General features: G+C 60.2%; 10 protein-coding genes. 6 read left to right on the top strand and 4 right to left on the bottom strand.

Annotation, left to right across the window (positions count from 1 at the left end; translation table 11 throughout):
* The first annotated feature begins 286 nt into the window (after positions 1-286).
* A complete protein-coding gene (locus ACUXHH_RS03590) occupies positions 287-1,735 on the top strand; it encodes a transcriptional initiation protein Tat (protein WP_458390840.1) in 1,449 nt (482 codons plus the stop codon).
* A gap of 190 nt (positions 1,736-1,925) precedes the next feature.
* Here ACUXHH_RS03590 and leuD read toward each other — a convergent pair whose 3' ends face one another.
* The gene (leuD, locus tag ACUXHH_RS03585; protein WP_279740213.1) at positions 1,926-2,519 is read right to left on the bottom strand and encodes a 3-isopropylmalate dehydratase small subunit; all 594 of its coding nucleotides are present in this window, start codon (positions 2,517-2,519) and stop codon (positions 1,926-1,928) included.
* Between the two features lie 26 nt (positions 2,520-2,545).
* Positions 2,546-3,988 carry a 3-isopropylmalate dehydratase large subunit gene (gene leuC / locus ACUXHH_RS03580; protein WP_279740215.1) on the bottom strand — a complete coding sequence of 481 codons (1,443 nt, stop codon included), beginning with the start codon at positions 3,986-3,988 and terminating at the stop codon, positions 2,546-2,548.
* A 411-nt stretch (positions 3,989-4,399) separates the two neighbouring features.
* Between leuC and ACUXHH_RS03575 the strand changes: the two genes are divergently transcribed.
* The gene (locus ACUXHH_RS03575; RefSeq protein WP_371568400.1) at positions 4,400-5,287 is read left to right on the top strand and encodes an IclR family transcriptional regulator; all 888 of its coding nucleotides are present in this window, start codon (positions 4,400-4,402) and stop codon (positions 5,285-5,287) included.
* A 113-nt stretch (positions 5,288-5,400) separates the two neighbouring features.
* Here ACUXHH_RS03575 and ACUXHH_RS03570 read toward each other — a convergent pair whose 3' ends face one another.
* Positions 5,401-7,287: a GTPase gene (locus tag ACUXHH_RS03570; protein ID WP_279740219.1), complete on the bottom strand. Its 1,887-nt coding sequence runs from the start codon at positions 7,285-7,287 to the stop codon at positions 5,401-5,403.
* Positions 7,288-7,374: 87 nt separating this feature from the next.
* A complete protein-coding gene (locus ACUXHH_RS03565; protein ID WP_279740221.1) occupies positions 7,375-9,270 on the bottom strand; it encodes a dynamin family protein in 1,896 nt (631 codons plus the stop codon).
* Positions 9,271-9,930: 660 nt separating this feature from the next.
* Between ACUXHH_RS03565 and ACUXHH_RS03560 the strand changes: the two genes are divergently transcribed.
* From ACUXHH_RS03560 to ACUXHH_RS03545, 4 genes are all read left to right on the top strand, one after another.
* The gene (locus ACUXHH_RS03560) at positions 9,931-11,052 is read left to right on the top strand and encodes a DUF6318 family protein (protein ID WP_458390839.1); all 1,122 of its coding nucleotides are present in this window, start codon (positions 9,931-9,933) and stop codon (positions 11,050-11,052) included.
* A 266-nt stretch (positions 11,053-11,318) separates the two neighbouring features.
* The gene (locus tag ACUXHH_RS03555) at positions 11,319-12,149 is read left to right on the top strand and encodes a DUF6318 family protein (protein ID WP_279740224.1); all 831 of its coding nucleotides are present in this window, start codon (positions 11,319-11,321) and stop codon (positions 12,147-12,149) included.
* 106 nt (positions 12,150-12,255) lie between these two features.
* Complete coding sequence (locus ACUXHH_RS03550) at positions 12,256-13,212, top strand: DUF6318 family protein (protein ID WP_458390838.1); 957 nt, start codon at positions 12,256-12,258, stop codon at positions 13,210-13,212.
* 118 nt (positions 13,213-13,330) lie between these two features.
* Positions 13,331-14,083 carry a DUF6318 family protein gene (locus ACUXHH_RS03545; RefSeq protein WP_458390837.1) on the top strand — a complete coding sequence of 251 codons (753 nt, stop codon included), beginning with the start codon at positions 13,331-13,333 and terminating at the stop codon, positions 14,081-14,083.
* The last annotated feature ends 231 nt before the right edge of the window (positions 14,084-14,314 follow it).

Genomic DNA, 14,314 nt, shown 5'->3' with positions numbered 1-14,314 from the left:
CTCTAGGAGGAGCCAATCAGCTCTACACTGCGGCATCGGCGCCGGCACCGCCTTTGCAACCGCGCAGTATAGAGTCCCACGGGAGAGCGCGGGGCGTGCATTCACCGCATACACCTTTGCGATAGTGCCCACCCAAAATGGTTCGGCTTCCTGATTCACTTCAACTTCAAAAATTCATCTCAACCTCACCGTTAAATATTCGAAAGTCAACTAAAAACCATGGGCACATCACAACCAACCACAGGTCACTTCGCGCCTGCATCCGCGAACTGCTGGAGGACCCAATATGATACATCACAACACTGCGTCTGCCATTTCACGCCGTCGCCTCGTACAGGGTGCGGCATGGAGTGCCCCCGTTATCCTCGCCAGTGCAGCCGTCCCTGCATGGGCGGCAAGTAGCGAGCCCACATGCTCCCCCGTCCTCACCCTCAAGCCAACTGCAACCGGCTTCGACGACAAGGCTGGTGCGTACACCGAATGGCTCGTTCCTGAAGGCGTTGGACGAGTACGATTCAACCTCGTGGGAGGTGCCGGCGGTGCCGCATCCTCCTTCACCCCCAGCTACCTGACCAATGTCACGAACGCGTCCCTGGCTGGCGGCGGTGCTGGCGCACAGCTCAGCGGCGTTCTGATGGTCAAGTCCGGCGATATCCTTCGCGTCTGGGCGGGTAACTGCGGTGTCGGCTCCGCGGCCGGCGCGCAGCCCGCATACGGTGGCGAAGGCTACGCAGCCGGTGGTGACTCCACCGGCTCCAACACCGCAACCGGCAGCGCACAGGTAGTGGGCACCAGTAGCGGTTACGTCTACGGTGCTTCCGGCGGCGGATCCTCCGCTGTCGAGCTGGTCCGTGACGGTGTGGTCACCGTCGTGGCTGTTGCGGGTGCAGGGGGCGGCGGTGCCCAGCTGGGCACCCTCACCACCCACCAGCACGTCTTCAACGTACAGCCCAAGGATCAGCTGAACCCGGCACTGCGCGTGGCATTGGACCGCCGCGACGCATCCACTACCGCAGGCGGTAGCGCAGGCAGTGACTTGGGCACCGATAACACCGGTCAGGGCGGCATACTCATGGCAAGCCCCTACCAGGAATTTAAGCCTCTGGAAGAGGGGGACAAACCCTTCGATATGCGTTTCGTGGTCACCGGCGGTACCGCTGGTCGCTCCGGCACACCCGGCACCCTCGGTGAGGCACTGACCGGCATCCTCAACGAGAACAATGAGCTAAAGCTTCAGTCGATGTCCGACCCCTGGTTCGATTCGTACAGCTTCCCGCGCTACTACTTCTACGAGGGTGACTCCGTACATGAGGGCGAGAAGGGCACCGGTGGCGCGGACGCTACCGGCTCCTACCGCGGTAAGGGTGGCTCAGGCGCTCTACTCTCCCACACCCACGGCAGGCTCTCCCTCACTTCCGTAGCATCCGGCGGTGGCGCCGGCTATGGTGGCGGCGGCGCAGGTCTGAACATCTGGACTATCGGCGCATACTACGAGAGCGTTTTCGGCCGTCAGGTACAGTTCGAGGGCGAAGGCAACATCTACTCAATCAGCTCCCTGAGCAGTGGCGGCGGCGCGGGCGGCAGCTACATTAACTACGAGGTGGTCTCTGACTTCGCTCTTACCACCGCACAGAACGCGAACCCGACTGCAGGTGTGCGCTCCCCCGGTTCGGCGGCACTGTACAAGTGCGCCGAGAATACAACCTTGGAAACCCCCATCACTGAGGGTCCCTAATCTCTAGGCATTGAATAAATACCCCTCTCCGGGAGCTGATGCTCCGGGGGAGGCACTTTTATCTGCGTGCCAAGGGTTTTAGGTACAGAAAAGCTCGAAGGCGGCGACTGATTCAGTCGCCGCCTTCGAGCTTTATATCCCTAGGTTTTAGAACGCTCGGCGTAGATATTCCCTATATAGAGTTCTCTACTTAGAGCTCCTGAGTGCGGGGCATCCAGGAGGGGCGCTTCGCCTCGTACGCCTCAATAGCGTCCAGGTTCTGCAGGGTCAGACCAATATCGTCCAGGCCCTCCATGAGGCGCCAACGCACGTAGTCGTCAATCTCGAAGGGAACAACCAGCGCACCCGCGGTTACGGTCTTGGACTCCAGGTCAACGGTGATTTCGGTGCCGGGCTCGTACTCCAGTGCCTTCCAGATCAGCTCAATATCATCCTGTGCAACCTGTGCGGTAACCAGGCCCTGCTTACCGGAGTTGCCACGGAAAATATCGGCAAAACGAGCGGAAATAACGACCTTGAAACCGTAGTCTTTCAGCGCCCACACCGCGTGCTCACGGGAAGAACCGGTACCGAAATCTGGGCCCGCCACCAACACGCTACCGTGCTTGTAGGGCTCCTGGTTCAGGATGAACTCGGGGTCCTTACGCCAGTTAGCGAAAAGGGCATCGTCGAAGCCAGTCTTGGTCACTCGCTTGAGGTAGACGGCGGGAATGATCTGGTCGGTGTCAACATTCGAAGAACGCAGCGGCACGCCAATGCCGGTGTGCTTAATAATGGGTTCCATAATGGCTCCTTAGCTATAGCGGCGTGCTAGGCCACGACGTCGGACGGGGCGGACAGGGTACCGCGTACAGCGGTTGCGGCGGCAACCACCGGGGAGACCAGGTGGGTGCGGCCACCCTTGCCCTGGCGGCCCTCAAAGTTACGGTTCGAGGTGGAGGCGCAACGCTCACCGGGTGCCAGCTGGTCGGGGTTCATACCCAGGCACATGGAGCAGCCAGCGAAGCGCCAGTCGGCACCGAAGTCCTTGAAAATCTTGTCCAGGCCTTCTGCTTCAGCCTGTGCACGGACCTTCTGCGAGCCGGGCACGACCATCATGCGCACGTTCTCGGCGATGGTGCGGCCACGCACGATGTCCGCCGCGGCGCGCAGGTCCTCGATGCGGGAGTTGGTGCAGGAGCCCAGGAAGACGACATCCACAGGGATTTCCTTCATGGGGGTGCCCGCCTCCAGGCCCATATATTCGAGGGCGCGTTCTGCTGCGACCTTATCGTTCTCGTCCTCGAAGTCATCCGGGGAGGGAATGGCGTGGCTCAGCGGAATACCCTGACCGGGGTTGGTGCCCCAGGTGACGAAGGGTTCGAGCTCGTCAGCGTTAATGAAGATTTCCTTGTCGAAGATGGCGCCTTCGTCGGTGGGCAGGCTCTTCCAGTACTCGACTGCTTTGTCCCACTCTTCGCCCTTGGGTGCGTGCTGGCGGCCCTTGACGTACTCGAAGGTGGTCTCATCGGGGGCGACCATGCCGGCGCGGGCGCCCGCCTCAATGGACATATTGCACATGGTCATACGGCCCTCCATGGAGAGGGAGCGAATCGCGGAGCCACGGTATTCGAGCACGTAGCCCTGACCACCGCCGGTGCCGATCTGGGCGATAACAGCAAGGATGATGTCCTTCGCGGTCACACCGGGCTTGAGGGTGCCTTCAACATTGATTGCCATGGTCTTGAAGCGTGCCAGGGGCAGGGTCTGGGTTGCCATGACGTGCTCCACCTCGGAGGTGCCGATACCGAACGCGAGAGCGCCGAACGCACCGTGGGTGGAGGTGTGGGAGTCGCCGCAGACCACGGTCATGCCGGGCATAGTCAGACCCAGCTGGGGGCCGACTACATGCACGATGCCCTGCTCCTCGTCGCCGAGGGAGTGGATGCGCACGCCGAACTCTGCAGCGTTACGGCGGAGGGTCTCAATCTGGGTGCGGCTGGTCAGGTCGGCAATGGTGCCGAAGATGTTGTCGGTGGGGGTGTTGTGGTCCTCGGTGGCGATCGTCAGGTCGAGGCGGCGCAGGGGGCGGTTCTCGATGCGCAGACCTTCAAATGCCTGGGGCGAGGTCACTTCGTGCAGTAGCTGCAGGTCGATGTAGAGCAGGTCGGGCTTGCCGTTTTCACCGGGGACGACGACGTGTGCGTCCCAGACTTTTTCTGCCAGGGTGCGCGGACGGGTGCCCGCGGTGGTTGCGTTCTGTTCGCTAGTCATGCTTTCTCCTGCTTGATGCGTTCCTACGGTGGATGCGTTCGGGGTGGTGCGTGCCGCCGGTTTTGGGGATTGAGAGGCGGATTATGTACCCGATGGGACCCTCAAACCGGTATTTCCCTGCGGCGTGTCGCGTATTTTTTCACGGATTCTTAGCCTGTGAGACAGACCGGAATCACCCCGAGATAGCGGGTGATTTATTGTGGGTTTACACTATGGCTCCGTAGTGATTTTGCGGGGTTGCACGCACTTTTCTGCGACTCTTTCACACATTTTCACCCATAAACCCACATAAACACTTATTATGACAAATTCATAATTTATCCCGTAGGGGGTGATTCCATCTTCAGCTGTGCGCCCGGAAGAGTCCACAAAGTCCAGGGCATCTTTCATATTCTGAGATAGAATATAAGAATGACTCTTTCCGCCTCACGTTTTAACGCATACGGAATGCGTCACCCCAACGCATCCACACACCACAACGCACCGATTGTCGACCCCGTCAAGCCGCCCGAACACATGGCCGCCGACGAGCAGATGGTAGAGGTAAACTCCCACGGCTCCTCCGGCGTTGGCGTACTCGACAAAGCGACCCTCATTCTTGATTGCCTCGAGGCAGGACCCGTATCTCTGGGCGACCTCGTCAAGGCAACCGGTCTGGCACGCCCCACCGCACACCGCCTCGCCGTGGCGTTGGCACACCACCGCCTCGTAGCCCGCGACGTGCAGGGACGCTTCATGCTCGGACCCCGTCTGGCCGAACTCGCATCCGCAACCATTGCTGACGAGCTCATCACCGTGGCAGACCCGATTCTGCAGAAGCTCAGCCTCGCAGCTGACGAATCCACCCAGCTGTACCGCCGCCAGGGTGACTGGCGCGTCTGCACGGCGACCGCGGCACGCCCCTCCGGCATGCATGAATCTATTCCGGTCGGCACCCAGCTGTCCATGCAGGCTGGCTCCGCCGCCCAGGTACTGCTGGCTTGGGAAGACCAGAACCGCATTGTTGAAGGCCTGCGCGATGCACACTTCAGCGCCGCCATGCTCGCCGCTGTACGCCGCATCGGCTGGGCACAGTCCGTGGGCGAGCGTGAGCGCGGTACCGCCTCGGTGTCTGCTCCGGTGTGTGCTCCCGGTGGCAAGGTGATTGCGGCAGTCTCTATCTCAGGTCCGGTGGATCGTATGACCCGCCAGCCGAACCGCAACTACCCCGAGCTGGTCGTCAAGGCTGCTCAGGCGATTACTGACGGTTTGCGTGAGCTTTCTGCTTCTCACTCGGCATCGAATGTTGAGGAAAGCTAAGGCTCTGTTCTGGATAGTTTTCATGAAAAGGATCCCTCTCCACCTCGATTTGAGGTGGGGAGGGATCCTTTTATGCGCTCTTAGCCTGATACTGTTTTTCAGATAATACGCCGCTAAATATCCAGCGCCTTGCGGTAGGAGTTGAGGCGCTTAGCTTCCAGCTGCACCGGGGCAACCACGCAGGACTGCACCGCCTTCTCAACACCGGTCTGCAGGCGACCTCGCAGCTTACGTCTGTAGTAGCGTGAGCCCATGGCGGTGAGCAATCTGCCCACCCCCGCCGAAGCGATGCCAAGGAGTATGCCCAGCAGCAGAAGCAGGGTCGGCAGGGGTACCGGGGAGCCTTCGGGGGTCGGGGCGGGCGGTAGCTGAATCTGCAGGTACGCCATGCTGGAGATGAGGGTCAGCCATCCGACGCCTACCAGGGCACTCAGTAGCGCGATCCACTGCAGCGCGTTGAAGAGGACCCAGGGGGCGCGGGTACGGCCCAGACCGTAGTCGATGCGCATCATGTCCCGTTCGAGCAGTTCGGGTAGCTCCACCTCGCGGGAGAGAGCGGCTTCCTTCATACTGCGCTTCCACGGGTCTTCGACGCGGTCCGCCATCTGATTGCTGTATTGGCGCACGGCGTTCGCCATGCCTGCCTTCTGGGCGGCGCTCAGCGGGGGTAGCGAGGATGCCACCAGCTCGGGTGCATTCTCACTATCGGAGCCAAGCATACCCGAGGATTTCTCCGCCTTAGACGCGCTCTTCGTTTCGTCCTGCTGCCCCAAGTGCAGGCGGCGCAGGGGGTCAGCTTTCAGACGGCTCATCCAGCGGGTGAGGATCCAGCCGGTGTGCTGACCTGCGGCGCGACGGTAGGAGGCGGTTGCCGCCTGCAAAACCTGCTCTGCCTGGCTGGAAGTGTAGCACGCCTTCGCGAGCTTCTGTTCCGCTTCGAGGGCGTAGGCTCCGGCGAGCACGGCTCCCTCTCCCCCGGCATAGGTGCGCAGCTGGGATGCAGTGGCGTGCAGCTGTGCGTCGGTTCGTTGGAGGGATAGGCTCTTGGCGGCAGCTACCTGCGCGAGCAGGTCGCGTAGCACGTCGACGCCCTCACCGGTTCGTGCGGAAACGGCGATGGGTGCGGCGAGCAGGTGCGCTTCGGTGCCCTCAGCCTGAAGCAGGCGGGTGAAGGATGCGAGCACGGCGGGCACCTCGGCAGGTGCAAGCTTGTCTGCCTGGTTGAGCACGCAGAGTGCTTGCGCGCCGGAGGCGGCAAGCGGCACCATGAAGTCGCGGTGGATAACGGCGTCGGCGTATTTTTGGGGGTCGACTACCCAGACGAGTACGTCCACATAGCGCATCATGCGGGCGGCGAGGTCGCGGTTCGTGGTGGTGACTGAGTCAAAGTCGGGCATGTCCAGCAGAATGAGGCCGCCGGTGCGGGTACGCATTTCGCCGCGTCCGCCTGCTGCGCGGCGTATGCGGTTGAAGAGTCCGGGTGCCGGTTCGGTGACGGCGTTGGGTGCCGCCGCTCCCCCGGCTGCTTTATTGTTTCCGCCTGCTTCATTCCCCTCGGATACGTCTCCTTCGGCCGCGAGCGCCTGAGTTTGCGGGTAGACGCGCTTGTCAATGCCTAGCCAATCGAGCAGTTCTTCGCTGCCTTCTGCCTCCCAGATTGCCGCCTGCACGGTGCAGGTGGTCGGGCGCGTGGGGGCAGAGAGGGCGATATTCTGCCCGGCGATAGCGTTAAATAGCGTGGATTTGCCGCTACCGGTTGCACCGAAGAAGCCGATGACGGTGTGTTCGGTGGAGAGTTCGCGGCGCTGGCTGAGGCGTTCGAGGGTTTCTGCGGCGTCGAACAGGACGGTTTCGGGGACTCGTCCTTCACCGTAGCTAATGGCATCCTTCAGGGATGCAACGGAGCGCGCGAAGGGCGAGGACGCCACGACAGAGGTGGCGCCTCGCTCCGCGTTGCGCTCAGCGGCTTTGTTCTCGAGTTTCTTCTCGGGGGTAGTCATAGTGTATTTTTCTTCGTCTGTGGTGCGCGGTGAGGTGGTGCGCGGTGGAGATGATCTGGTGACAGGCGGTTGACCGCGCTACCCCGACTATGCTGTAGCCGACCAGGGGGTCTGCACATCCTTTGCCTGGGCAGCTTGGCTCTGCGCGCTCATTTCTGCGGCGATTTTCTGCACCTGCTCGGCCGCACGATGAATGTCCTCAGCCTCAGCCTGCGGGTCGGTTTCTTCGAGTACAGCAGTGAAGGGCTGAGCATGCTCGGTGAGCAGATCCACCATGCGTTCGAGCAGGTCGGTGCGGGCGCGGGTTGCCATGCGGCGCACCGCGTCTTCACCAAAGATGGACTCGAGCAGCTTGGTGCCGACCACGCCGCTACTGCCCGCAATACCCGCTTCAATACCGGTAATGCCGCCTGTGAGGCTGAACGCGGCGACCATGAGTATCACGGCGGTGGCGTTCACACCCAGGGAGAGGAAGCGGGCGCGTTTGCGCTTGTCGGCGCCTTCTTTGCGGATCATTTCGAGGACGGAGCCCTGCCAAAGGCGAATCTGCTCGGCAACGGCTGCGGAGAAGATGTCGTCGGCGGACTGCACCTCACCCTTAGCTTCTGCATTCTGTTTGGACGCGGCAGAGACAGTCTGTGGCACATCCAGGCGCGCAACTAGCGAGCGCCCGGCGCGGCTGGCACGCCAGCGGGTGCGGGTGTTTTCGGAGGCGCGGGCGGCTGCATCCAGCACGACGGCGTGGATGCCACTTTCGAGGGCGTCTTCTACCTTCTGGGCAGCGGCGGGCTGACCGCGCAGGGCGGAGCCGACGCGATCGCGCAGGCGACCGATGGTACTGTCGAGGGATCGGAAGAAGTCGCCGGTTCCCACGAAGTCGTGCCAGCGTGAGAGTACTTCGCCGCGTAGCAAGGAGCCATCGGAGAGGGCACCGTCGATGGTCGTCAGCGCATCTTCGTATTCTTCGGCTGCGATGGCGGCAAGCGACTGGTGTGCCACCTGCTGACGTGCCTGTTCGGCGGCGAGCACCTGCAGGTTACCGGCGAGGGTTTCGACGGCACCGGCGAGGGTCTGCCGGGCGATGGCGGCGCGGGCGGGCGCGTCGGCGCCGAGTTCGCGGATCCACAGGGTCAGCGGGGCAAGGCTGACGGGTGCGAGCATGCCGCTTTCATCGCGCGGCTGTTCGGTGACGGTGTGAATCAGTACGGCGTGGATTCCGGCCTCGTCGAGCATGCGTCGCAGGTCTTTTTCGATGGCTTCTTCATCACCTTCGGGCACGCGGTTGAGCACCACGACAATAGCGATGGAGCGTGCGGCTGCTTGGTGGAGTAGTTCCCAGGGCACGGCGTCGGCGTAGCGGTTGGCGGTGGTGACGAAGAGCCACAGGTCAGCGGCGGAGAGTAGCTCCTTGGCGAGGGTCCGGTTTTCCTCGGAGACGGAGTCGATATCGGGTGCGTCAATAAGCGCGATGCCCTGTGGTAGTGCCGAGGTGGTAATAGGAATGAGGGCGCGCGCAATCTTCGGGTCGAGGCCGGGTAGTGCCTGCACTCCTGCGTTCATGCCGGAGGTGCGGGTGCGCGGCAGGGTGGGTAGGAAGCGTTCGGGTGACAGAGCCTCCTCATCTTCTGCGCGGTGCAGGAGTACGGGGTGGCGGGTGGTGGGTCGAATCGCACCGGACTGGGTGAGCGGCTCGCCGAGCAGGGTATTGACGAGGGTGGATTTGCCGGCACCGGTGGAGCCTCCGACCACGATGGTGAGGGGGTTGTCGACGCTGGCGCTACGCGGCAGGATGTAGTCATCAAGTTGGCGTGCCATGGCGGCGAGCAGGGTGCGCGCGGTGGCGGTGCCGTGCTCGCCGGTGCCGTCGTGGGTGACGGTGTAGGGCGCGCCAGGGGTTTCGCTGGCTTCTACGTCGAGTGGGAGGGGGATTCGAGTGAGCAGTTCGCGAGCTGCTTTGAGCTGCGCATAGTCAGTGGTAGTCACAGCGCTATTGTCCCATAGGGCGCACCTGCTTCATGCCATGTTTGGGTGTTGGCGCGCCGCCATCTTCTTACTCTCACATCTGGTACAGCTTTGAGTGCGCCCGCAAGCGCGTGCAGCAACACTGCAGATTCTCATTCTCATTCAGTAGTAGAGCCTCCCCCCCCATCTCAGCACCGCAAGGTTCTCAGGAGGTACGGTCAAACTCCTAGCGTAGAGTCCCTAGCATTCGCCAGGTAGAGCCCCTGTCGGTATCGGCTTTGGATGGCTGGTTTCTACGAATAACCACCCCTGTGGCTAACTCTGAACCATCCACGAATACTCCGAGTGCACAGCCAACACCTCACATGAGTAGCCTCTCGAAGGCGACTCGTTACATTCGAGACTCAGCCTAAAGCTTCTTTCCATCCGTGCCTTGAAGAACCCTCCATATTGGGTGATATGAGGCACGGATGAGGGCTTTTATTTGTGTGCCACGCGCGAAATCTATAGGCTAGGGCTAGATGAGGTCGGCCCATTTTCGTCTCAATCCGTGTCTACCCGCCCCGCGGGTGACTGCTTCGCACCCTCCTGTAGGGGCGTGATGTTAGGCTGAGGATTAGGATGTGAGCCCTTCACTTATCACCGATATTTCCGCATCACAGCACGTTCAAGGGGATCACTATGATTCACAGCCGCCGCCACTTTATCGCGCTCACGGGCACCGTTGCCATGGGTACTATGCTTGCCGCTTGCGGTTCCAAGAAGACTGCGGAGGCGACCGCCTCCCCCACTGCTTCCGCTTCGATTGCGGGTGCCTACGACAACCTGTCGGGCGAGTTGAAGTGGACCAAGTACATTCCCGGTCATGGTGCAGCTCCGATGAGCAGTACCGATCCGGAAACCGGTCAGGTGTACACGATTGAGCCTACTGCCGGTCCTGCTAGCACAGATTCTAAGGCAAGTGCTGTGCCCATCCCCATTGAGGATGAGAGCATGTACGACAAGAACGCCCGCGGTCTGCGTGCCACTTTCGCGTATTTTGCGGCGGCGGTGAACTATGCCCGTATGACCGGTGAACCCGGTCCGGCTCTGCAGGTGGTGCATGAGCATAATTCTGTTCAGCGTGCTTCTTTAGAGAAGCTGCGTGCGTTCTATGCGCCCGGCACGAACTGGTTGGTTGATGGCGAGTGGACTTTCCGTCTGACCGAGAAGCAGCCGACTATTCGCGGTACTAAGTATTCGTGGGCGTGTTCTGTTACTCAGGCGCACGGCTTGCAGGTTGAGAAGTCGACGAACGCTACCAAGCCCCTGGAAAATACTGAGGCTGCGGAGACCACTGCTCTGTACGCTGAGTACGATGAGGAGGCGAAGCGCTGGTTGGTGATTGCGCCTCAGCAGTATGATCCTGCGTTGACTCCGAAGCCTACTCAGACTCCGCGTGCTCAGCCTTCTTCGACCTATACCCCGACGGTGACTGATGACAGCACCGTGGCGGCTAATGGTGGCGCGAACGCCGGTGCGAACACCTCGGGTAACGGTGCCGCGCAGGGTACCACAAATAATGGTGCTGCGCAGGCGCCTGCCATCCAAAACAATGGTGGACAGAACGGCGGCGCACGACTGGACACCGGCTCCCAGAATGGTGCGGCGCAGAATAGTGGCGCGCAGAACGGTGGAGCACAGGATCCTCAGCCTGCCGTTGCGACGGCTCAGCCGAGTGTAGCTCCCGGCGCTCCTGAACCCGGTGTTGCTCAGCCCGGTGCCGCTGGTACAGATACTGCTCCCGCCGGGGGCGCCCAGTAGCCCCTCCGCTATAGACAATGAACGCGTCCTCTCCTTCACTATGCACTATGTCCTGTGCCCCTTCGCTGCCCTGCTGCCACTGGTTGCGGTAAGTTCGCTGATGGGCGGCATATCACGCTCAATCGAGCGGTGGTACACACGGGTGTGAAGGCGAGGGCGCGTTATACTTAGGACTGTCTCTAGAGGGATATCCGCGTGTGATATCCGTTCGACGAGGCACACTCTCACTCGTCTCTCACCTGAGATTCTCACCTGAAAGGTACTCCGTGGCGCTTTTCCCTTTGACCTCTGGGCTTTCTGGTAGTTCCGCTACCGGCATCAGCCGCCGTTCTGCTCTGCGTTACGCCGGTGCGGGCGTTGCAGGCGTGTCATTGAGCGCTCTGCTGGTTGCCTGCGGTGGCTCTTCCCCCACCACCGAGGACACTGACGTGAATACCCCTCAGATTTCCTCCTCTGCTTCTTCGCGCACTGACTTTAGCGGCGAGGTAACCTTCGATAACTATGAGAATAAGGGCATTTTCGTTCCGGCGACCGAGTCTACTCCCGCACAGAACGTGCCGGTCCCGAAGCGCCCGCCGAGCGCTTCGGAGAACTCGGTGCAGGGTCTGTACGATTCGATTGCGTTTGTGTATGCGGCGATTAACTACCTGGTGTTGACCGGTGATGCAGCTCCGCTACGTGAGTCGAAGGCTGATGAGAAGTTCGTTGCGTCGTTCTCATCGTTCATGGATGAGTCGGATGAAAGCTCACAGGTGCGTAATTGGTTTGTGTCGCCGAAGGTGACGATGTCTGCATTCACTGCTGTTCCGACCTTGGTGAAGAAGAGCGTGCAGTGGACTTTCGATCTGGTGATTGATTTGGGTCCGACCGTTGTGGTTGAGGGCGCTCCTGCGGAGATGTCTGAGAAGGTTCGCCGCACTGAGCGTGGCCTGGTGGTTACAGGTGTACGCGACGATAATGATTGGACTTTGACTATTCAGGACGAGTATGAGGCTCAGGCTTCAGCTCAGCCTAAGAATGGTGGCGCTAACTTCGGTAATGCTGGCAATTCCGGTACCTCCGGTAATGGCGGAAATTCTAATGGTGACAACCTTTAAGCTCTCAGATGGATGAGGCATCATGCCCTAACTCGCACTCGGGTTAGGGCATGATCTGTTTTACTCTGGTAGTAACGAGCTTTCCTGGATTGAAGGTTTTTCTCTTATGTCTTCTTTTTCTCAGTCTTCTCTCTCTCGCCGCTCCCTGCTGCGCCTGGGTCTGGGCGTTTCTGCTGTTGCTGGTTCTGCAGCACTGTTGAGCGCTTGCGGTTCGGGTGGATCTAGCCGCCAGTCTGGTTCTCAGGGCGGTAACCTGAACGGTTCTAAGTCGAGCACTAACCCGAATGGGTACAGTGATGATGGTCAGAACTATTCGGGTCTGGTGGAGTACACCCACTATGAGGGCACGCTGAGTTATGAGCAGGGCGCGGTGGAGCATCCGCCGCGTAATGCTCCGAAGCCGAAGGTGACTGATGCTCTGTCGGTAAATACGGTGACGGGTTTCCATGAAGCGATTGCTTATTTTGCGGCGGCCATGGATTATCTGGTGAAGACCGGTAGCACGGATGCGTTCTCGACCGGCATTCTGCTGTCGTCAAAGACTCGCTCGGAGGTGGATGCCCTGTCGGCTTCTATTCTTGCGGGTGTGGAGAAGGGGTCCTGGTATGTGAATCCGTCGGCTTCCTATGCGCTTTCGAGTGCGCAGCCGTCCATTATGAGTGATGGCAATCTGCTGTTTAAAGCCAAGTACACTCTGGACTTCGGTACGGATGCGGTGGCTGAGGGCAAGATTCAGCCGGTGGTCACCTCCGCAAGTACTTCTGCTGAGCCTACTGAGTCTTCTGAGGATGCGCTGGTGGCTGATGCGCCGTCCCCCACTGCTTCTGCGACGGCGGCGGATCCGGTTTCTCAGGTGACGGTTCAGGAGTGCGATTTCCGCGGCCGCTACCATGCTGATTCTAAGATGTGGGAGCTGAGCGTAGCGTACGGTACGACACTCCAGGGAGGCGCTACTCAGGGCACCGCGAGCGCGGCGGTATCCGGCGCAGCATCTGCTTCCGAGTCTGTTTCGGGTTCTGCTGAAGCTTCTGTTGAGGCTTCCGCCACCTCCGCGGCGTCATAGTTCGTCATAACACTTTTATCTGCGAGGCGCTTCTCAGGCTTCGCTTGACTCAACTCTGTATCCTGTTGGGTTTGCGGCTAAACTGGTTACAATCACCGACTGACTGAAAGGTATCACTATGTCCGAGAACCTGACCCGCCGCGCGGCGCTGGGTGTGCTGGGTGTCAGCTCCATGGCTTTGCTGGCGGCTTGTGGCTCTAAGACTACTTCTGAGGCGTCTGCTTCCGCTTCTGGCTCTGAGAGTGCTTCTGCATCGGCTTCTGAGTCTGCCGCCACCTCGCCCTCTGCCTCTGCGTCTGCGTCTGCGTCGGCTACCGCAGCGAATTCTCCGCTGCCTAACGACAATAAGGATTACAGAGGCGTAGCGAAGCTGGAGAATATGGAGGAGCACGGCGAGTACCAGCCGGGTAACGCTGAGCACCCACCACAGAATGTTCCCTCCCCGATCATTCCGGAGACCATGCACCAGAACTCGGTGGCTGGCTTCGCGGCGGCTCTGGCGTACTTCGGTGCGGCATTTGAGTACCTGCTGCGTACCGGCGATATGCGCTATATGAACGAGGTCAGCACCGACCAGGAGACCCTGACTGCGATGAAGAAGTACGCGGACTCCACCAAGGCAGGTATTGACGAGAAGAAGACTTGGTACGTGAACCCGACCGCTACTTTGACCATTGGTACCAAGCAGCCGGTTCTGGCGCAGGGCGCGTACAACTGGACCGTGACTCTGAACGTGGATCTGGGTGAGAAGCTGTTCAAGGATGGTAAGGAGCAGACCGTGGCGGCTGATAAGCGTCACGTGAAGATGTTCGGTGAGTCTGTTGGCCGTTACTTGAACAACAAGTGGGATTTGCACATGGACATCAACTAGTCCTCTGGACTGGTTTTCTCCTCCGCTTTTGCATCTTTTCCATCTCAGGATGCGGTTTTTCACTGTTTTTCCATTGATGGCAAAATTTATGGCTCCAGATTGCGGTGAACAGAGTTCATCACTCCTCTTATACATTGAGGTTGTCTTTTGGGGTACATAATGTTTCTAGAGCGCCGCACATGCATCATCCTTTGTTGAGAAAGGGGTTGTGCGGCGCTTTTCTGTACCCTC

It is taken from the genome of Rothia sp. 110740021-2 (assembly GCF_054263775.1).
This window is presented reverse-complemented; position numbering and strand designations above follow the sequence as displayed.

Coding starts and splice junctions, on each gene's coding strand:
- ACUXHH_RS03590 (WP_458390840.1), top strand. CDS start 287: ATGATACATCACAACACTGCGTCTGCCATTTCACGCCGTCGCCTCGTA.
- leuD (WP_279740213.1), bottom strand. CDS start 2,519: ATGGAACCCATTATTAAGCACACCGGCATTGGCGTGCCGCTGCGTTCT.
- leuC (WP_279740215.1), bottom strand. CDS start 3,988: ATGACTAGCGAACAGAACGCAACCACCGCGGGCACCCGTCCGCGCACC.
- ACUXHH_RS03575 (WP_371568400.1), top strand. CDS start 4,400: ATGACTCTTTCCGCCTCACGTTTTAACGCATACGGAATGCGTCACCCC.
- ACUXHH_RS03570 (WP_279740219.1), bottom strand. CDS start 7,287: ATGACTACCCCCGAGAAGAAACTCGAGAACAAAGCCGCTGAGCGCAAC.
- ACUXHH_RS03560 (WP_458390839.1), top strand. CDS start 9,931: ATGATTCACAGCCGCCGCCACTTTATCGCGCTCACGGGCACCGTTGCC.
- ACUXHH_RS03550 (WP_458390838.1), top strand. CDS start 12,256: ATGTCTTCTTTTTCTCAGTCTTCTCTCTCTCGCCGCTCCCTGCTGCGC.
- ACUXHH_RS03545 (WP_458390837.1), top strand. CDS start 13,331: ATGTCCGAGAACCTGACCCGCCGCGCGGCGCTGGGTGTGCTGGGTGTC.